We start from the raw sequence: 17,219 nt of genomic DNA on the forward strand, positions 1-17,219 counted from the left end.
TGTTTCGCCCCCCTCTTTCTTCTTCCCTCTCCTACCTTTGTCCTTCTTTTTGTGCCCCCCCTCTTCCTTTCCTTCTCCCCAGCACGTGCCGTGCCCAGCTAGGGGTTCGGCCCTTCCGTGGCCGCGCCGTCGGAGGGTCCGGTGCTCAGCCAGGGGGAGTCGTACTCGACGCGCGAGCGGTCGAGCCCGTGCGGCTCGGTCGTGTAGAGCCGCAGGCGCAGCCCGTCCGGATCGGGTACGACCAGCACCCACCCCACCATCGCGACGACCGGCGGTGAGTGACGGACCCCCAGGCCGTCCAGGTACGCGATCCATTCGTCCACGGCGGCGCGGTCCTCGACGGCCAGGGTGAGGAGCTCGTTCCCGTCCAGGGCACGGGCCGTTGCCGGGTCCAGGCGCAGCTCCAACTGGCAGGGCAGGTGGGGGACGTCGAGGGCGACGGAGAACAGGCCCCCGTCAGGGCGGCGGTGGTCCAGTTCACTCACGCGGTGTGCGCCCAGCACGGCGCCGTACCAGCGGACGCTGCGCTCCAGGTCGCTGACGCACAGCTTGAGGTGATGGAGGCCCTGATGGGCCGGTGCCTTCGACGTGGTCGTCAGGGTGCTCATGGTCAGACCAGCCCGTCTGCGAGGAGCGCGGCCTTGCGGTCGACGGGGACGCCGCGCCGCCACAGGCCGGCGATGTCCCGTACCGCCGTGATGTCGGTGAGGGGGTTGCCCTCGACCAGCAGGAGGTCGGCGCGCAGCCCGGCGGCGACGCGCCCCCGGTCGTGCAGGCCGAAAGCGTCGGCGGGGGCGGCGGTCGCGGCCGTGAGGGCCTGGGCCGGAGTGAGTCCGGCCGCGACGAGGAGGGCCAGCTCGCCGTGGTAGCTGATGCCGTGCGTGGTGGGGTGGCCCGCGCCGCCCGTGCCGTCGGTCCCGGCCAGCAGCGGCACCCCGGCCCGGAACATCCGCAGTGCGACGTCGGCCGCGTACCGGGCGTCGACCGAGACAGGCCCCACCCGCACCTCGCCCTCACCCGGGCCGTCGGTCCGCATGCGCTCGATCTCCTTGAGCCACTGCGGGTCGGCGTAGGGCCGCAACCGCGGGTCGTCGATGAGGGCGTACTCGGCCGGGCTGTCGGTGGTACCGGTCAACGAGGTCAGCGTAGGGACGACGAACATGCCCCGGGCAGCGGCGTCTTCCACGAGGGCGTCGTCGGAGGGCCCGTCGGCGGGGGCGTGGGCGAGGCCGTCGACGCCGCAGTCGATCGCCAGGCGGGCTGCCCGGAGGGTGAGGGTGTGGGCGGCGGTGCGCAGCCCGCGCTCATGCGCGGCCCGGACCAACGCGCGGATCGTCTCGGGGGACAGCACGGGCATCGGTGTCCCGATCGCGGAGCCGTCCTCGATGAAGATCTTGAGGTGGTCCGCCCCGTCGGCCACGCGTGCCGCGACGAAGGCGTCGGCGTCCTCGGGGCCGGTGACCGTGGGGAAGGGTTCCATCAGGCCGAGTTCGGCCAACTGGCTCGGGTGGCCGCCGGGTGCGGTGGCTCCGGTGGTCGCGATGCGCAGGTCGGCCAGGTCATCGCGCTCGCGCGCGGCCTCCCGTACCACGCGGGCGACCGCGGGCGTACCGCCCATGTCGAGCTCGGTGGTGATCCCGAAGAGGAGCGCCCGCCGCAGCTGTTCGGTGTCGCTCGTGTGGGTGTGGGCATCGATCAGTCCGGGCAGCAGGGTGCGGCCGCTGCCGTCGACGACGGTTGCCCCGGCCGGCGTGCCGAGGGCGGGGCCGACGGCGACAATCACCGGACCGTCGATGAGGGCGTCCTGCGGGGCGTGGAGCTCGGTGCCGTCGAAGACGGCGACGTTGCGGATGAGGGTGGGGGCGGAAGCAGAAGTCGACATGTCCTTGTCTCCTTTGAACAGCCGGGTCATCGGGTGGACGGAACGGGCAGGGGCAGTGGCAGGTGCTGGGCCAGTTGGCTGAGTACCTCGGCTGGTTCGGCCGGTACTCCGTGCGCGGCCAGGTAGCCGTCGGGGCGCACCAGCAGGGGAGTTCGCAGTCCCGGTACGTGGCACACGGACAGGCGGTTGCCCCACTGCAGCCCGTCAATCGGTTCGCTCCGGCCGGGCAGGGCCAGCGTCCAGCGCAGGTCCGCTTGCGGGACGGTCAGGGGCGAGATCCGGTCTCCCACGCGCGGGGAGTCGCGGTCGGGTTCCCGTGCGTAACTGATGTCGAGCTGGGCGAGCTTGGCGGCGATCCAGTCGACGATCCCCGGCGTGGCCGAGGCCGCGGCGAGGAGGTCGTTGCGGCGCTGCCCGGCGGCCGGGTCGCGAAGGGTGGCCATCTTGGCGAACTGGCTGGTGAAGGCGACCAGTTCGGCTGCGACCGGGTGCCGCTCTTCGTGGTAGCTGTCCAGCAGCTCGGCGGGGGCCGCACCGGTGAGGACGGCGTGCAGCTTCCAGGCCAGGTTCCCGGCGTCCTGGATACCGGTGTTCATGCCCTGGCCGCCGGCCGGGCTGTGGGTGTGCGCGGCGTCCCCGGCTAGGAAGACCGGACCGGCCCGGAACCGCTCGGCGACCCGTTCCTGGACGCGGTACGTGGAGGCGTTCATCACCGCAGTCACCCGGATCTGTGCTTCCGTCGGACCGCGTTCGGAGATCAGCCGCTCGATGTCTACGGCGCGGGGTGCGGCCGCCCCCGGCGCGGCGGGAGTCACGATGCGGTGCTGCCCGTCGGCGAGCGGAGAGAGGAGCAGCATCCCGGCGGAGGAGAGGAAGAAGGTGGTGTCGTCCTCCCCGAGGCCGCTCGCACCGGCGTTCAGGCGGACGTCGGCCAGGGCGAACAACTGCTCCGGCGCCTCCCCGGAAAAGTCGATCGCGGCAGCTGTCCGCACGGCGCTGTGCAGACCGTCGCAGCCCACCAGGTAGCGGGCGGAGACCGAGCGTAACGAGCCTTCCGGATCGGCGATCACGGCGGTGACCCCGGGAAAGTCGGGCGTGAAGCCGAGGAACCTGTGACCGCGGTGTACCTGGCCGCCCAGTTTCCCCAGACGTCGGAGCAGGTGGTCCTCCGTCGTCTGCTGGGAGGCGAGCAGGACGTATGGGTAGGGCGTGTCCAGATCGCCGTAGGGGGCTTGCAGCAGCGTGTGCTCCCGGTCGTGGACGCGGAACGCACGCCCCCGCTCACCGGCCGCGACGAGGTGTTCGGCGACGCCGATCCGGTCCAGGTATTCGAGGGAGCGGGGCTGGAGCGCTGCCGCTCTGCTGCCGGTCTGCACGCCGGTGTCTCGGTCGATGAGAACGTGGTCCACGCCCAGCTGCCGCAGGCTCGCGGCCAGGGTCAGCCCTACGGGACCGGCGCCGACGATCAGAACGTCCGTGTGCGGTGGGAGGGGGGTGGGAGTGGTGATGGGCGACGCAGGCATGACGCCTCCTCGTCGTGCGGGATTCCCCGCGCAATCCGCAGGAGACCCGCCACATCAAAGAGAAACGAGCGTTTTCGTTTCACTGTGAAGCTAGCACTGGAGGGGGCTTAATGCAAACGTACGTTTCCGTTTGGCGTGGCGCGGCGTGGTAGTCGCCACCTGGGGCGCGGGTGGGCGTCAGACCTCGTTGTTCCACATGCGGAACAACGCGCACCTTCCGTGGCTGTCGAAGGTGACGGTCCACAGGTTGGAGAAGGTCCCGAGCTCCGTGTAGCGCCCGGTGCCTTCGATGGCTGCGGTATCTCCGTTGATCGTGAGGAGGGACCACTCGAATTCCCAGCCTCCTTCCTGCCACCCGGCCCGGCCGCGCCACCCCTAGACGATCGCCTCGCGGCCGATCCAGTCCGTCTCGTACGGCCACTCGTGATACTCGGCCTCCGGGGTGAAGAGGGCTGCGATGTCTTTGCGGCTGTTGGAGGTCCAGGCCCGCACGTAGCCCTCGACCCACGCTTCGACCTGCTGTTTCGTCACCATGGCGTGTCTCCGTACGATGTGTTTCCGTGGTCCGTCGGCTCAGTCGGCTCAGCCCTGGGCGGTGGGTCGCACGACGATCTCGCTGACGTCGACCTCGACGGGCTGGCTGATCGCGTAGTCGATCGCCGCGCCGATGGCGTCAGCGGGCATCGCGATCTTCAGCATGTCCTGGGTGGCCTCGCGCACCGCCGTGTCGGTGATGCCCTCGGCCAGCTCGCTCCTGGTCAGTCCAGGGCTGATCACGGTCACCCGCAGGTCTCGGCTCTCCTGTCGCAGACCCTCGGACAGGGCCCGGACCGCGAACTTGGTCGCGCTGTAGACGGCGGCGGTCGGGTCGACGCGGTGCCCCGAGACGGAGGCGATGTTCACGATGTGCCCGGAGCCCTGCGCGCGCATGAGAGGAAGCACCGAGGCGATGCCGTGCAGCACGCCGCGTACGTTCACGTCGATCATGCGGTTCCACTCGTCGACCTTCAGGGCGGCCAGCGGAGAGAGCGGCATCACGCCGGCGTTGTTCACTAGGACGTCGATGTGGCCGTACCGGCTGTGCGCGGCCTGGACGAAGGCCCGCATGCTGTCCAGGCTGGTCACGTCCAGTTCCTGGTGGTCGGCCTGCCCGCCGCTGTTGCGGATGTCCTCGGCGAGGGCGGCGATACGGTCCCTACGTCGGGCTCCCAGCATCACCCGGTGCCCCGACGCGGCCAGCCGCCGGGCCGTCGCCTCACCGATACCGCTGCTCGCCCCGCTGATCAGTACGACCTTGCCTGCGGAAATGGACGGGACGGTCATGAGAACCCCTTCGATGAAGCCGGCGGACGCCGGACCGGGTGCTCGTCCACCCAGACTCTGATCCTGGAGGTGATTGCCCGGGGCAGGCAGGGCGGAGCTTCCTGGGTGCGCCACTCCCAGGAACGAGCCGCGTACGATCGAGGCATGAGCGGGTACGAACTCGGCGAATTCCTGCAAGCGCGGCGCTCCCGTCTGAAGCCCGCAGAAGTGGGCCTTCCGACCTACGGGCACCGCAGGGTCGCGGGACTCCGGCGCGAGGAAGTCGCCGTGCTGGCCGGCGTCAGCGCCGACTACTACACGCGGCTCGAGCAGGGGCGCGAACGCAACCCCTCCGGCCAGGTCATCGACGCCATCTCCCGGGCACTGCGCCTGAACGCCGACGCCCACTGGCACGCCTACCGCCTCGCCGGCCTCCTGCCGGCGGCCGAGGCCGCCGACGAGTCGGACGAAGTGGACCCGGCTCTGCTCCAGCTCATGGAGTCCTTCCCCACCGCGGTCGCGTACGTCATCAACCGCCGCCTCGAAGTGCTCGCGGCCAATGCCCTGGCCGATGCCCTCCTCTCGCCACTCGCCGACCGCCGCCAAGTTCTGCGTTCTCTCTTCCTGGACCCCGCGGCCCGCGAGCTCTACGCGGACTGGCAGAGCGTGGCGGAGTCCTCGGTCGAAGCCCTGCGCCTGGCTGCCGGACACCATCCGGACGATTCCCGGATGACCGCCACGATCAGGGAACTGCGCAGCAGCAGCGACGAGTTCGAGCAGATGTGGCGCAGTCACGGCGTCAGTTCATTCGGCCTCAGGCCCAAGACCTTCAACCACCCCGCGGTGGGCCGGTTCACCCTCACGTACCAGTCCTTCGACGTCCAGAGCACGCCCGGTCAGCACCTCTTGATCGGCACTGCCGAGCCGGGCAGCGCGGACGCAGACGTCCTCGCCCTCCTCGGCTCCTCGATGGCGGTGCTCGCATCAGGACCGGCGGAACGCCACTGACGTGACGCCGTTGACCGTGGCGTCACCTTGCAGGAAGCCGATCCCGACCCCTTCGGTGAACGGGTGTGGATAGTTGAGTTCCGGCGTGGTCAGTGCGCTCAACTCGGCGAGTTGGGAAGGGTCCAGGGTCACGGCCGCCGATGCAAGGTTGTTCTCCAACTGGTCGAGGGTCCGAGCTCCGACCAGCACCGAGGTGACGGGGTCCTGCTGGCGCACCCAGGCCAGGGCGACGGCCGCGACCGTCGTACCCAGGTCCTGTGCGATGCGTTCCAGCACGTCCAGGAGCACGAACGTGTCCTCGGTCAGCAGCGGGGCCGCGTAGCCGGCGCGCCCGGAGCCCGGGTCGGTGGTGCGGGTGCGGGAGTACTTCCCCGACAGGACTCCGGAGGCGAGCGGGCTCCAGGGGGTGATGCCCAGCCCGAACGCGCGGGCGGCTCCGAACTGTTCGCCCTCCGCCGTACGGGCCAGCAGCGAGTACTCCACCTGGAGCGCGGCCACGGCTTCCCAGCCCCGCAGCCGGGCGGTCGTCGCGGCCTGGGCCACCCACCAGGCGGGCGTGTTCGACAGCCCGATGGCACGGACCTTGCCCGCGCGGACCAGGTCGTTCAGGGTCGACAGCGTCTCCTCCAGGGGAGTGTGCCGGTCCCACATGTGCATCCAGTACACGTCCACGTAGTCGGTGCCCAGACGCCGCAGCGACGCGTCCAGTTGCGCGAGTACGGCCTTGCGCCCGGCACCGCCCGCGTTCGGATCGGGAGGGTCCATGGTGCCGCCGAACTTGGTGGCCAGCACCACGCGGTCGCGGACCCCGGGCCGCCCCGCGAAGTACGAGCCGAGCGTCTCCTCCGACGCCCCGCCGTTGTACTGGTTCGCGGTGTCGATGAAGTTCCCGCCCTCCTCCAGATAGCGGTCGATGATCGCGAAGGACTCCTCCTGCGCCGAGCCCCAGCTCCCGTCGTCGAACGTCATCGCGCCCAGCGCTAGCGGACTCACCCGCAGCCCCGAACGGCCGAGCGTGACGTACGAACCCAACAACGCCATGACCGTGCCACCTCCTCGTCTTGTCGACCGGCCCGGTCGACGATCCTCACCAGGAGACTCGCCCCCGCACCGCGCCCGTGGAAGGCCGTACCAGAGGGGGTAGGGCACTCCTGGGAACAGGCCCCCGACCCACCGCCGCGCCCTCGCTCACTCCGGAGGCAATCACGGAAGCCGGGTTGCATTCCCGGCAGCCTGACCCCTGACGCGATGACATGATCGCAACCGCCGATGAGGAGGAACCGGTCGTCGCCGACTGTGAGAATGCGGCGGAGCTGGGCGGGGGAGGGGATGACCGCGCTTGGGGTCGTACTGCGGAGGTTTCACCCTCAGGACGGGGTTCTCCGCGTAGATGCCGAGGCGGTAGGCGTCCAGGAAGGCAGACGGGCGCCCAGTTGTAGGGGCCGCGCATGACCGTGTGCAGGGCGTCCCGGAGGTGGCGGTTCGGGGCCGTGCCGTCGGGGGTGCGCAGTTCGCTTTCGAGGCTGCGGAAGCGTGATGCGTGTGTGCAGCATGCCGAGCACGCTGGCGCGGGTGTCGTCGTGAGCCGCCCCGTCCGTGCGCTGGAGGATCAGGAGGAAGTTGTGCGGGTCAGCAGCGGATTCCTCCTTGGAGGGCGAGTAGAGGTCGTGGTGGAGGGAGTCGATTTCCGTGGGTCGCCGCGGCGAGCCGGGACGGCCCAGCGTCTTCGGGTGGAGCCGGCATCCATGCGGGAGGCTGCTGTCGGCGTCGACGATCACGCCGTCAGGCCGTTGAGTCGCAGACAACTCCCATGAACTATTCGTCAGTGCAAGGGAGTTGCCTGCCCCTCACTCTCATGAAACCCTTTCAGTGTTTGCAGCAAGCTCTTGCGTAGCGTCACAGTGCGGCCCTCATCCGGCCCGACTCGAGTCGCTCCACGGGGTCGGGTTCCTCCTTGAAGAGAAGGAAGAGTCCATGTCGTTCCTGGGGAAGACCAACCAGCGCCTGGCCGTGGCCGGCGTCTTAGGCGCGCTCGCCGCAACGGCAGGCGTGGTGGCGACGGCCACTTCGGCTGCCGCGCTCGGCGGTGTCTTCATCTACGCCAACCCCAACTACTCGATCCCGGTGTACCCCGGCGGCGCGCCGGTGCAGATCGCGGAGCTCACGGGGCCGGCGAAGGACACCACGTCCTCCATAGGCAACAGTACGAACCTCTCGATGTGCTTCTACGAGCACAAGAACTACGGCGGTCTCGAGTTCAGGATCGGCCCCGGCGAGTGGTGGGCCACGATCCCTTCGTGGATCGACAACAAGATCTCGTCCTATCGGCCCTGCTGACCGAAAGTCATCTGCTCAGGGTTTTGACTCCGGTCGTGGGGCAGACCCCGGATGAGGCCCCGCCGGGAGGGCTACGCGACGCGCTGATGTGCCTGGAGCAGCGGTGGTGCCGTGGGTATCCGGCGCCAGGAACCACGTCAAATGACGGAAGCGGCGAAATTGGCCGCACTCGCACCTTTCGCCCCACGGCCCGGGCAGACCGGGCCTGCAGAGCACCGGAGGAAAGATGACCGACGACACACATGCCGGGAACATCGTGCTCGTCCACGGTGGCTTCGTGGACGGCTCCGGCTGGCAGGGCGTCTATGACGCCCTCAAGGCCGACGGCTACGACGTGGCCGTCGTGCAGAACCCCACGCTCTCCCTCGAAGGTGACGTGGCCGCTACCCAGCAGGTGATCGACCGCCTTCCGGGACCGGTGACCCTGGTTGGTCACTCCTACGGTGGCGTCGTGATCACCGAGGCCGGTAACCACCCGAAGGTGAACGCGCTCGTCTACATCGCCGCTTTCGCCCCCGATAAGGGCGAGTCGGTGAGCAGCTTGATCGCCGACCCGCCCCCCAAGGCTCCGGTCCCGCCGATCCTGCCGCCCGACCAGGGCTTCCTGTTCCTGGACCGCGACAAGTTCGCCGACTCGTTCGCCGGTGACCTGCCGCGCGCCCAGGCCGAGTTCATGGCGGACTCGCAGGTCCCCTGGGGCGTCGACGCCCTGGGCGGCGCCATATCTCAGCCCGCTTGGCGCACCAAGCGGTCCTGGTACCTGATCGCGACCGACGACCGCATGATCCCGCCCCCGGCCCAGCACGCGATGTCCGAGCGGATCGGTGCTCGGACCGTCGAGGTTGCCGCCAGTCACGCGGTCTACCTCTCACAGCCGGACTCCGTCGCCGACCTGATCCGGGAGGCGGCGCGCAGCTGAACCCGACGCCATTCGTCCGCGGCCGCGTGGGTTGAGTGGACACTGCCATATGGCCCCGGCTAGCTGCCGGGGCCACGTGAGCGGGTTACGGTTCGGGGCCGTCACCCACCAAGGGCAGGGGGTCTCCGACTGGTGCGCCCCCGTCCGGATTCCACGGTAGTTGGACTCACTGCCGTCTTCTGTCTGAAGTCTCTTCTGGATGAAGGCGTCCCGGCCCTTGACTCCGGACCGCGGGGTCCGCTGCGAATGGTCGGCGTGAGGCCGCGGTCGGAGCTCCGTTACGGTAAGTAGGCCCTACGTGATCACCGACGCGGCCGTCCTCACCTGCGTGCTCGCCGCTTTGGCGGCCGGGGCCCAGCGGCACAGCCCGCCGGACCGGAGCGGGTGGCTGACGGCCGAGGCCCGGCCGCCCGGCGTCGTGGAGATCCGTCTGACGGGCGGAGCCGGGGACATCGCGCCGGGGACGCACAGGGCCCGCACGGTTCACGGCCTACCCTGAGCATGTACCAGGACCTCGTGGAAACGGCGGGTGAAAGCCTCGAACCCGGCGCTTCGGGCGTCGGGTTCGAGGTCAAGGTCACGCTTCCGGCAGCGGCCTCAAGGACCACGGCCGCGCCTCCTACACGAGTCCGTCGGCGATGGTGCCGAGGGAGAGGGCCGGCAGGAAGTTGAGAGGCGCCACAACCCACCCAGGACGGTTCAGCCGGAGACGCAGAACTCGTTGCCGTCAGGGTCCTGCAGGGTGGTCCACTCAAAGCCCGGCGCAGTGCGCTCGCCGACGACCTTTGCCCCCATCTTCACGAGCCGGTCGACCTCGCCCCTGCGGTCCGGAGAGTCGAAGTCGATGTGGACACGGTTCTTGCCCGGTTTCTCCTCGGGCACGCGCTGGAACCCCCGGGACGAGCGGCCGGGCCGCGATGTGTTCGGCAGCTGTACGTCGCATCGCCCGAAGTCCGGGGGTGGTGCTGACCGATTCCACTGGGCGGAGGCGGTTGACCTCTTTGCCTCGCACTTCCGCGTTCGATGCGCTGAACGAGCGACAGGGCGTGCTCGAGGCCTTGCTCGGAGCCGCCGACGGCTTGAACCAGGTCCGTCCGCTTCGGCAAGTTGGTGCAGGCGGTGGGGAGACGTTGGCGTCGCGTGGAAGGAAACTATGCCGACTTCAAAGGCGTGTTCGCCTGCTAGGACGAGGCACGGTTGCGGTCGTGGCCGACGCGGTGTCCCAGTCGATGTGGTGGCCGTAGGTCTGGCGGCTCTGCTCGCCGTTGGCCAGGCGTGGCAGGACCAGGGGCATCAGCAGGTCGCGGATGATCCGGCCGGCCGGGCCCGCGGCTTTGTTGTTGTTGATGCGGGCCGCCTGCTTCACGATCCGTTCGACGCGCGGGCGGCGCAGTGCCTCGTACGTGGTGAAGGCATCCTCGATCGTGGGCTGGTCGCGCAGCGCCTTGGCCAGCTCGACGGCATCCTCGATGGACAGCGAGGCGCCTTGCCCCGATGTCGGTGAGGGGGCGTGTGCGGCATCGCCGATGGCGATCATCCGGCCGCGGTGCCAGGCGGGGAGGGTGAGGAGGGCGTGCATGGGGCCGGCCGGGGTGATCTCCCGACTGGCGCGGATCAGCGCGGCGGCGGGTCCGGTGTCGTCGGCAAAGAGGTCGGTGAGTAGGCGGCGCCACTGCCCGGAGCTGATGTTCTCCAGCTCGCCGGGGGCGGGCTCGGTGGGGCGGGGCAGGTTGGCGAACCACCAGACCTCGCCGTCGGGGGCGGGCACGTAGCCGAAGAAGGCGTGCTTGCCGAACATCATCTGGTAGCTGCCCGTCTGCGTGTCCACGGGCACTCCGCGGGTGTAGCCGCCGAGGCCGATGAGCCCGGAGTACGAGGGTGCGGGGGCCGAGGGATCGATCAGGCCCCGGACCGTGGAGTGGATTCCGTCGCAGCCGATGAGCAGGTCGCCGTGCTCCTCGCTTCCGTCGGCGAAGACTGCGCGGACGCCGTCTCCGGTGTCCTGCGCGTCGACCAGGCGCTTGTCGTGCTCGATACGGATGCCGCGGCGCAGTGCCTCGTCGCGGATCGCACGGTAGAGGTCGGCGCGCTTGAGGGTCCGGCTGGTGATGTCCCCGTCCGGGCGGCTGGTGCGGACCTGGCCGAGTGCCTTTCCGGTGGTGGAGACCATGTCCATCGCCGGGGTGGCGAAGCCGGCGGCGATGGCCGGGGCGTCGGCGTCGATGGTGCGCAGGGCATCGATGCCGTTCGAGCCCAGGGTCAGGAAGACGCCGACGTTGTCGGCGCCGCCGGGGTGGGCCTCGTAGACGACCGAGTCGATGCCGGCTTTCTGCAGTGCCATGGCGGTGGCGGGTCCGGCTATGCCGCTACCGATGATCAGTGCCTTCATGGTGAGTGTCCCTCTCGTCGATTTTCGTTATGTGGCGTCGTGGTGGGCGGCGCGCTTGGGCATCAAGAAGGTGGCGGCGAGTGCGGCGGTGAAGGCGGCGACGGGTAGCCACAGGGTGTGCTGGAGGGCGGGGTTGTAGGTGGCAGGGCCGGGGAGGTGGTGACCGGTGCGGCTGAAGAAGAAGGCGCAGAGTCCGGCGATGCCGATGGCACTGCCGACCTGCTGGATGGTGTTGTAGAGGCCGGAGGCGGAGCCCGCGTCGGCCACGGGGACGTCGGCGAGCGTGAAGTCAAGGAGTGGGGCGACCACCAGGCCCATGCCGATGCCGCCGATGAGCAGGGCCGGGATGAGCTTGACGCTGGTCACGTCGCCGGAGTTGGTCGTCCACATCAGGGTGAGCATCGCGATGATGTCGAGGGTCAGTCCGATCTGGAGGACCGGGCGGCCCAGTTTGGGTGCGAGCAGTCCGGCGGAGACGCCGGCGAAGACGGGGACCATGAGGCCCCAGGGCAGGTTGGTCAGGCCCGAGCGCATGACGGAGAAGCCGAGTCCGGTCTGCAGGTAGAGGGTGAAGACCAGGAAGTAGCCGACGACGCCGCCCATGAAGAGGAGGTTGACCAGCAGGCCGCCGGAGAAGGACTTGTAGCGGAACAGGCTGAGCTCGATGAGCGGGGATCCGGTCGTACGGGTACGGCGCTTCTGGTGGGCGGTGAACGCGGCGAGAACGAGCAGCGAGCCGGCCATGGAAACGAAGGTCCAGGCGGGCCAGCCCAGATCCTGGCCCTTGATCAGCGGGTAGATCAGCATGAGCAGAGCGAGGGAGGACAGGAGCACGCCGGGGATGTCCAGGCGGGTCCCGTGAGGGGCCCTGGACTCGGGCAGGTGCTTGAGCGCGAGCGCGATGGCGATGACGCCGACGGGCACGTTGACCAGGAAGATGGAGCGCCAGCCGAGGCCGGCGATGTCGCCGCTGGTAAGCACGGCGCCGAGGATGGGGCCGCCGACGGTGGCCAGGCCGGCGAGTGCGCCGAACATGCCGATCGCCTTGCCGCGGTCCTTGGGCGCGTACATGGTCTGGATGATCGCCAGGACCTGCGGGATCATCAGCGCGGCCATCACGCCCTGCACGGCGCGGGCGGCGATCAGCTGCCAGGGCTCCTGGGAGATCCCGCACAGCGCGGAGGCGATCGTGAAGCCGGCGGCGCCGGTGAGGAAGAGGCGGCGCCTGCCGAAGATGTCACCGAGACGGCTGCCGGTGATCAGGGCGAGGGCGAAGGCCAGGGTGTAGCCGGCGGCGATCCACTGCACGGCGGCGTAGGTGCCGCCGAGGTCCTGGTGGATGGAGGGCAGTGCGACGTTGATGATCGTGGTGTCGAGCAGGTCCATGAACATCGCCAGGAGGACGACGAACAGGGCTATCGAGCGACGGCGACCGGTGGCGGCCGGTACGAACCCGGTCGCGTCATCGGGCGGGGCGGCGGTGACCATGGTGATCTCCGTTGGGAGGGCTCGCGGCCGAAGGCGCGGAGCGCGGGTGTGCGGTGTGTGCCGTGCGGCGGGGCCCGGGGATGCGGTCCCTCCGGGCGCGAGCGGGGCGGGAAGGCGGACCTGTACGGTCCGCTCCGCCCGGCGGTTCCTGCTTCAGGTGCGAGAGCGGTACGGCCTCGCACCGGGTGGCGCTCCGTGTCAGGCGGCGGTGTCGAGGGTCGCGGTGATCTTGCGGATCATGGACGCTTCGGCGGGACCGGCCTCGCCCCGGTGGGCACGGGAGGCGGCGTCCATCACGACGGCGATGGTGTCGCGGAAGGTGTCGACCTCCTGCGGGGCCTTGGCCTTGAGCAGCACGACCGAGGCGCTCAGGGCGGTGAACACCCGGTCCGCGACATCGGCGGTGGACTTGCCGCCGAGCTCCATTCCCTTCGGGCGCTCCGCCAGGACCCGGCCGACGGCGCCGGTCGCGGAGGACAGGGCCTTGCCGCCGGCCATGCCGGAACGGGTGGAGGAGATGACGCCGGGGTCCGCGGCGGCCATCAGGCTGACCACGCCGTGGGCGGCGGTCTGCAGGATGAGCTGCTCGTCGGCGGTGAAGGTGATTTCAGACATGGCGGTGCTCTTCTCCGGGGTGTGGGGGTGTGAGCGGGGTGGGAGTGAAGTGCCGGCCCGGGCGCTGGTGCGCCTCCCGTATTGCCTCGAATCTCAGGTATCTTGGATGTCGAGCAACTAATATCCACCATGAGCGGAGATGGCTTGAATGTCAAGCGAACGGGATGAGGTCGGGGCGAAGCTGGGTAAGGCCGTCCAGGACTATCAGTCGGCGGTCGATGACTACGACCGCGAGACGGCCCGTCTGCTGGGCGTCAACGAGACCGATCTGCGGTGCATGGAGATCCTCATGTCTACCGAGGAGACCGCTCCCAGCACGCTCAGCGCACAGCTCGGGCTGACCACCGGCAGCGTGACCACCATGCTCGACCGGCTGGAGAAGGCCGGCTACCTCACCCGCAGCCCGCACCCCACCGACCGGCGCCGCACCCTGGTACGCGTTACCCCCGAAGCCTCCGAACGGACGTACGCCCTGATCGCCCCGTTCATCGAGGACTCCACCCAGCAGGTCATGGAGCGCTACACCGCCGAACAGCTTGCACTCGTCGCCGACTTCCTCACCTTCAGCCAGGGCATCCAGCAGCAGCACGTCCAGCGCCTGCGCGCGATGCCCGCACCCGGCCCCGCCCGCAGCGGCGGCCGCCAGGCCCCCGGCCCCCGCCGGACCGGAGCCACCGGGAGCCGGTGACCCGGGCCACCGCATGCGTGAACCGTGTCTTCTCGCGCAGTACGGAGGCGATCTGGTTGAGCGGTACGTGGACGTTGACGTGGGCAGCCTGCCGGATGCGCAGGGCGCCGTCGGCCAGGGGTGCGAGGAGCCGCCCGAGGTGGGTTTGACCTTGCCGCGACGTCACGGTTTGTACTAGGTGGCATCCGGCCCGGGGCGAACCGAGCTCGCGGGACGGCCACCCGAGAGGACTCTCAGATGACCACGACCACCGCTGTCGAGAAGAACATGGCCCTGCTGCGCACCGCGTACCAGCTGGTGGAGAGCGGCGACATCGATGCGGCCGAGCAACTGCTGAGCGAGGACTTCATCGCCAACGTCCCCGGATGCCCGGACCCGCTGCACGGCCGGGAGATCTGGCGGATGGGCACTCTGATGATGAAGGACGCCTTCCCCGATCTGAAGATCGACGTCCAGGACATGTTCGGCGTCGGCGACAAGGTGACGGTGCTGGTCAACTTCCAGGCCACGCACCAGGGTGCGTTCCAGCAGTTCGAGGCGACCGGCCGCCAGGTCAGCTACCGCAGCGTCGAGGTCTACCGCTTCGAGGGGGACCGGATCGCCGAGGAATGGGTCGCTCCGGACCTGCTCAGCCTCATGCAGCAGATCTCACCCGCCCCCGCCCACTGACGCCGGCCCCCTATGCCTGCGGCGGCACGGGCCTGGTGAGCCCCATCAGGTGCTCGACGGTCGGGTTGCCCAGACTCGGTGTGCTCAGGGGGGCGTTGTCGGGGCGCCGCTTGAGGCCGTTCAGGAGGATCTCGAGGTAACGGCGCCAGATATCCGGCTGCGCGCCCTGTGCGAACTGGGAGGCCGCGCTGAGCATGTGCTGGATGACGGGGATGTCGGAGGGAGTGATCTCCGTGCGGAGCTGCCCGCTGTCCTGGGCCCGGCTGATCAAGGACTCGAGGAGCGGCAGCATGCCCTGACGTGCGGATTCGATGGGGCCCGAGCTGTGGCTGCCCAGCATGACCACTTCGTGGAGGCCGCGGTTCTCCGCGAGGTCGGCCGACATCTCGACCAGGAAGCCGACCAAGCCCTCCCAAGGATCCGGATGGGCCAGGGCCCTCTCCGCGGATGCCTGGCGGATGGCGAGGTCCTGCTCGAACAGGGCGCGTACGAGCGCTTCCTTCGTGGGGAAGCGGCGGTAGACCGTGCCGACGCCGACACCGGCGTGGTGGGCTATGTCGTCGAGGGTGACCCCCAGTCCGCGCTGCCCGAAGACCTCGCGCGCGGCGCGCAGAATGCGTTCCCGGTTGAGGGCGGCATCTCGCCTCAGCGGCCGGTCGCCGTCCTCCCGAGCGCCGATCCGGAAACCCTGGGTCATGGCCACATGGTAACCGTGCTGATCACGACCCGGCCTTTGCCGCAGTCGGGCTCTACGCGTGCCACCGGATCGGGCTTCGGCCCCGCCCTCGTCGAACAGCAGGCTCGTCTCCATCAGGGCACGCTCCACCTCACCCAGAGCCCCCCGGCGGATGGCAGGCGACGATCGCGGTCCCTTCAGCCACCGCGATCCAGAGTCCGGTTACGGGTGCTCGGTGCTGTCCGGCTGCGGAGCCGGAGGCTTCGGCCAGGTGTGCCGCAGCTCGTCTTCGGTCATGGCGGACGTGCGTGTTCCCGTGGGCTGCTCCAGCCCGAAGCCCGTCAGTAGGACGTCGACGTAGCGGCGCCAGGCGTCGGGCGCGATCTCGTGGGTGCGGTCGGCGACGGCACCGATCATGTAGAGGAAGGCGTACACGTCGGGGCTGGCGAAGTCCGCGCGGACCGCGCCGGCCGTGACCGCCCGTTCGACGATGCCGTCCACGAGAAGGGCGAGTTCCTCGCGCATCCGGGCGATCGATGGGACGTCGATGCTCGCGTGGGCGAGGATGATCTCCAGTGCGCGGTCCACGGCCCGGAGCTGCGCCGCGTCGAGGAGGTAGCGGTACAGCGCTCCACCCGGTGTCGGTTCCCGAGCGGCCTCCGCTGCCAGCCGCAGGAAGATCGTGAACCGCTCGGTAAAGAGGTCGTCGATCAGTGACTGCAGGTCCGGGAACCGCCGGTAGACCGTCGCGACCCCGACACCGGCCTCGGCCGCGATCTCGTTGAGGGTGACGGTGGTGCCCCGCTGCGCGAACATGCGGTCGGCTGTATCGATGATCACTCGACGATTTCGTTCCGCATCCGCTCGCAGTGGGCGTTGGCTGTCCCGGCTCATGCCACGACATTCTCCACCACCGTGTGGTTGCGCCGGTCTTTGACCAGGAGGAGTGTGCCCGTCACGACGCTCCACAGCAGCCAGGAGTAGACGCCGCCGCGTTCGAAGACCCCGGCCGTGCTCGGAGACAGGCCCACGAAGGCCTCGCTCAGCAGGCCCAGGGAGCCGACCGCGATGCTGAATACCCGATACGCGGCGGGCAGGCCGAGGCTCCGCAGCGCACCGGCCATGATCACCAGGGTGTTCGCGCACAGAATGCCGATCCCGGCAGCCGTGGCGTGGATGACGAGACCGAGGCTGGGGCCGTCGGGGGAGCCGTGGAACAGCCCTACCAGCACCATCCCCACACCATGAGTGATCGCCAGCGCGATGACGACACGGCGGATACGTCCGGTGGCCAAGTGGGCCAGTAGGAGGACGCCGGTCGCGAAGAGGATTCCTTCGAGCATGAACGACGCGTTCATCGCCGCGTGCAGGGGCGAGCAGATGTCGCGGCCCTGGAACTGCGTGCCGCACTCCGGCACGCCGAGGTCGCTGATGTAGTTCGCGGCGTAGCTGTACGGGGGCGCGGTCCAGGCTGCCGAGGCGACCGCCTCGATGATCACCCATTGCAACGCGTTCACCACGAGGATGACCGCTCCCAGCAGGAGCCGGACTCTGCGCGACATGGGGATTCCTCTCAGGATCTGAGCAGGTCGTCACCCTACCAGTAAGTGGATACTCTCATCCACTTAGTGGTGACTCGAGGCCCGCGCGGGACTCAAGTAAATGGAGATCATCGCTCCATTTCGGCGCACGCTAGCATGCGGGTTCATCTGCGACCACCCCT

The 17,219-nt window shown here is 69.4% G+C and carries 19 protein-coding genes; 6 read left to right on the forward strand and 13 right to left on the reverse strand.

Going from position 1 to position 17,219, the window contains the following annotated elements; translation table 11 throughout:
- Positions 1-98: 98 nt before the first annotated feature.
- From ACFWBW_RS03170 to ACFWBW_RS03190, 5 genes are all read right to left on the reverse strand, one after another.
- The gene (locus tag ACFWBW_RS03170; RefSeq protein ID WP_385367823.1) at positions 99-608 is read right to left on the reverse strand and encodes a VOC family protein; all 510 of its coding nucleotides are present in this window, start codon (positions 606-608) and stop codon (positions 99-101) included.
- A 2-nt stretch (positions 609-610) separates the two neighbouring features.
- The gene (locus ACFWBW_RS03175; RefSeq protein WP_385367825.1) at positions 611-1,882 is read right to left on the reverse strand and encodes an amidohydrolase family protein; all 1,272 of its coding nucleotides are present in this window, start codon (positions 1,880-1,882) and stop codon (positions 611-613) included.
- 26 nt (positions 1,883-1,908) lie between these two features.
- Positions 1,909-3,405, reverse strand: coding sequence for an FAD-dependent monooxygenase (locus ACFWBW_RS03180; protein WP_385367827.1), 1,497 nt, complete (start codon positions 3,403-3,405; stop codon positions 1,909-1,911).
- Between the two features lie 375 nt (positions 3,406-3,780).
- A complete protein-coding gene (locus ACFWBW_RS03185) occupies positions 3,781-3,939 on the reverse strand; it encodes a hypothetical protein (RefSeq protein ID WP_385367829.1) in 159 nt (52 codons plus the stop codon).
- Positions 3,940-3,987: 48 nt separating this feature from the next.
- Positions 3,988-4,728 carry an SDR family oxidoreductase gene (locus ACFWBW_RS03190; RefSeq protein WP_385367831.1) on the reverse strand — a complete coding sequence of 247 codons (741 nt, stop codon included), beginning with the start codon at positions 4,726-4,728 and terminating at the stop codon, positions 3,988-3,990.
- A gap of 144 nt (positions 4,729-4,872) precedes the next feature.
- On the opposite strand from ACFWBW_RS03190, the gene ACFWBW_RS03195 reads away from it, so the two are divergent.
- On the forward strand, positions 4,873-5,715 hold the full coding sequence (locus ACFWBW_RS03195) for a helix-turn-helix domain-containing protein (protein ID WP_385367833.1): 843 nt from the start codon (positions 4,873-4,875) through the stop codon (positions 5,713-5,715).
- Here the strand turns inward: ACFWBW_RS03195 and ACFWBW_RS03200 are convergent.
- A complete protein-coding gene (locus ACFWBW_RS03200; RefSeq protein WP_385367835.1) occupies positions 5,692-6,756 on the reverse strand; it encodes an aldo/keto reductase in 1,065 nt (354 codons plus the stop codon). The two genes, ACFWBW_RS03195 and ACFWBW_RS03200, sit on opposite strands and share 24 nt — an antisense overlap.
- Positions 6,757-7,689: 933 nt before the next feature.
- Between ACFWBW_RS03200 and ACFWBW_RS03205 the strand changes: the two genes are divergently transcribed.
- From ACFWBW_RS03205 to ACFWBW_RS03215, 3 genes are all read left to right on the forward strand, one after another.
- Complete coding sequence (locus ACFWBW_RS03205) at positions 7,690-8,052, forward strand: hypothetical protein (protein WP_385367837.1); 363 nt, start codon at positions 7,690-7,692, stop codon at positions 8,050-8,052.
- Positions 8,053-8,278: 226 nt separating this feature from the next.
- Positions 8,279-8,971, forward strand: coding sequence for an alpha/beta fold hydrolase (locus tag ACFWBW_RS03210; RefSeq protein ID WP_385367839.1), 693 nt, complete (start codon positions 8,279-8,281; stop codon positions 8,969-8,971).
- A gap of 298 nt (positions 8,972-9,269) precedes the next feature.
- Positions 9,270-9,470 (forward strand): hypothetical protein, encoded by a 201-nt coding sequence (locus ACFWBW_RS03215; protein WP_385367841.1) that lies wholly within the window; start codon positions 9,270-9,272, stop codon positions 9,468-9,470.
- 200 nt (positions 9,471-9,670) lie between these two features.
- Here ACFWBW_RS03215 and ACFWBW_RS03220 read toward each other — a convergent pair whose 3' ends face one another.
- The 4 genes from ACFWBW_RS03220 to ACFWBW_RS03235 form a co-directional block, all read right to left on the reverse strand.
- On the reverse strand, positions 9,671-9,853 hold the full coding sequence (locus tag ACFWBW_RS03220) for a VOC family protein (RefSeq protein ID WP_385367843.1): 183 nt from the start codon (positions 9,851-9,853) through the stop codon (positions 9,671-9,673).
- Positions 9,854-10,133: 280 nt separating this feature from the next.
- Positions 10,134-11,360 (reverse strand): FAD-dependent monooxygenase, encoded by a 1,227-nt coding sequence (locus ACFWBW_RS03225; protein ID WP_385367845.1) that lies wholly within the window; start codon positions 11,358-11,360, stop codon positions 10,134-10,136.
- A gap of 27 nt (positions 11,361-11,387) precedes the next feature.
- Positions 11,388-12,848 carry an MFS transporter gene (locus tag ACFWBW_RS03230; protein WP_385367847.1) on the reverse strand — a complete coding sequence of 487 codons (1,461 nt, stop codon included), beginning with the start codon at positions 12,846-12,848 and terminating at the stop codon, positions 11,388-11,390.
- A gap of 198 nt (positions 12,849-13,046) precedes the next feature.
- Positions 13,047-13,463, reverse strand: a complete 417-nt coding sequence (locus ACFWBW_RS03235; protein WP_385367849.1) for a hypothetical protein — start codon at positions 13,461-13,463, stop codon at positions 13,047-13,049.
- A 148-nt stretch (positions 13,464-13,611) separates the two neighbouring features.
- Between ACFWBW_RS03235 and ACFWBW_RS03240 the strand changes: the two genes are divergently transcribed.
- Positions 13,612-14,151, forward strand: a complete 540-nt coding sequence (locus ACFWBW_RS03240) for a MarR family winged helix-turn-helix transcriptional regulator (protein WP_385367851.1) — start codon at positions 13,612-13,614, stop codon at positions 14,149-14,151.
- Between the two features lie 237 nt (positions 14,152-14,388).
- Entirely contained in the window at positions 14,389-14,820 is a 432-nt protein-coding gene (locus ACFWBW_RS03245) for an ester cyclase (RefSeq protein ID WP_385367853.1), read from the forward strand.
- Between the two features lie 10 nt (positions 14,821-14,830).
- On the opposite strand, the gene ACFWBW_RS03250 is transcribed toward ACFWBW_RS03245, so the two are convergent.
- The 3 genes from ACFWBW_RS03250 to ACFWBW_RS03260 form a co-directional block, all read right to left on the reverse strand.
- Positions 14,831-15,517 (reverse strand): TetR/AcrR family transcriptional regulator, encoded by a 687-nt coding sequence (locus tag ACFWBW_RS03250; RefSeq protein ID WP_385367854.1) that lies wholly within the window; start codon positions 15,515-15,517, stop codon positions 14,831-14,833.
- Between the two features lie 201 nt (positions 15,518-15,718).
- Positions 15,719-16,336 carry a TetR/AcrR family transcriptional regulator gene (locus ACFWBW_RS03255; protein WP_385367856.1) on the reverse strand — a complete coding sequence of 206 codons (618 nt, stop codon included), beginning with the start codon at positions 16,334-16,336 and terminating at the stop codon, positions 15,719-15,721.
- Positions 16,337-16,386: 50 nt separating this feature from the next.
- Complete coding sequence (locus tag ACFWBW_RS03260) at positions 16,387-17,058, reverse strand: DUF998 domain-containing protein (protein ID WP_385367858.1); 672 nt, start codon at positions 17,056-17,058, stop codon at positions 16,387-16,389.
- Positions 17,059-17,219: the final 161 nt, after the last annotated feature.

Source organism: Streptomyces sp. NPDC059957, from assembly GCF_042730015.1.
GTDB lineage: Bacteria > Actinomycetota > Actinomycetes > Streptomycetales > Streptomycetaceae > Streptomyces.

What these genes read in the sequence shown, in the direction of transcription:
- ACFWBW_RS03240 (WP_385367851.1), top strand. Translation starts at nt 13,612, where the DNA reads ATGTCAAGCGAACGGGATGAGGTCGGGGCGAAGCTGGGTAAGGCCGTC.
- ACFWBW_RS03205 (WP_385367837.1), top strand. Translation starts at nt 7,690, where the DNA reads ATGTCGTTCCTGGGGAAGACCAACCAGCGCCTGGCCGTGGCCGGCGTC.
- ACFWBW_RS03190 (WP_385367831.1), bottom strand. Translation starts at nt 4,728, where the DNA reads ATGACCGTCCCGTCCATTTCCGCAGGCAAGGTCGTACTGATCAGCGGG.
- ACFWBW_RS03175 (WP_385367825.1), bottom strand. Translation starts at nt 1,882, where the DNA reads ATGTCGACTTCTGCTTCCGCCCCCACCCTCATCCGCAACGTCGCCGTC.
- ACFWBW_RS03195 (WP_385367833.1), top strand. Translation starts at nt 4,873, where the DNA reads ATGAGCGGGTACGAACTCGGCGAATTCCTGCAAGCGCGGCGCTCCCGT.
- ACFWBW_RS03230 (WP_385367847.1), bottom strand. Translation starts at nt 12,848, where the DNA reads ATGGTCACCGCCGCCCCGCCCGATGACGCGACCGGGTTCGTACCGGCC.
- ACFWBW_RS03200 (WP_385367835.1), bottom strand. Translation starts at nt 6,756, where the DNA reads ATGGCGTTGTTGGGTTCGTACGTCACGCTCGGCCGTTCGGGGCTGCGG.
- ACFWBW_RS03245 (WP_385367853.1), top strand. Translation starts at nt 14,389, where the DNA reads ATGACCACGACCACCGCTGTCGAGAAGAACATGGCCCTGCTGCGCACC.
- ACFWBW_RS03235 (WP_385367849.1), bottom strand. Translation starts at nt 13,463, where the DNA reads ATGTCTGAAATCACCTTCACCGCCGACGAGCAGCTCATCCTGCAGACC.
- ACFWBW_RS03225 (WP_385367845.1), bottom strand. Translation starts at nt 11,360, where the DNA reads ATGAAGGCACTGATCATCGGTAGCGGCATAGCCGGACCCGCCACCGCC.
- ACFWBW_RS03185 (WP_385367829.1), bottom strand. Translation starts at nt 3,939, where the DNA reads ATGGTGACGAAACAGCAGGTCGAAGCGTGGGTCGAGGGCTACGTGCGG.
- ACFWBW_RS03210 (WP_385367839.1), top strand. Translation starts at nt 8,279, where the DNA reads ATGACCGACGACACACATGCCGGGAACATCGTGCTCGTCCACGGTGGC.
- ACFWBW_RS03180 (WP_385367827.1), bottom strand. Translation starts at nt 3,405, where the DNA reads ATGCCTGCGTCGCCCATCACCACTCCCACCCCCCTCCCACCGCACACG.
- ACFWBW_RS03170 (WP_385367823.1), bottom strand. Translation starts at nt 608, where the DNA reads ATGAGCACCCTGACGACCACGTCGAAGGCACCGGCCCATCAGGGCCTC.
- ACFWBW_RS03250 (WP_385367854.1), bottom strand. Translation starts at nt 15,517, where the DNA reads ATGACCCAGGGTTTCCGGATCGGCGCTCGGGAGGACGGCGACCGGCCG.
- ACFWBW_RS03260 (WP_385367858.1), bottom strand. Translation starts at nt 17,058, where the DNA reads ATGTCGCGCAGAGTCCGGCTCCTGCTGGGAGCGGTCATCCTCGTGGTG.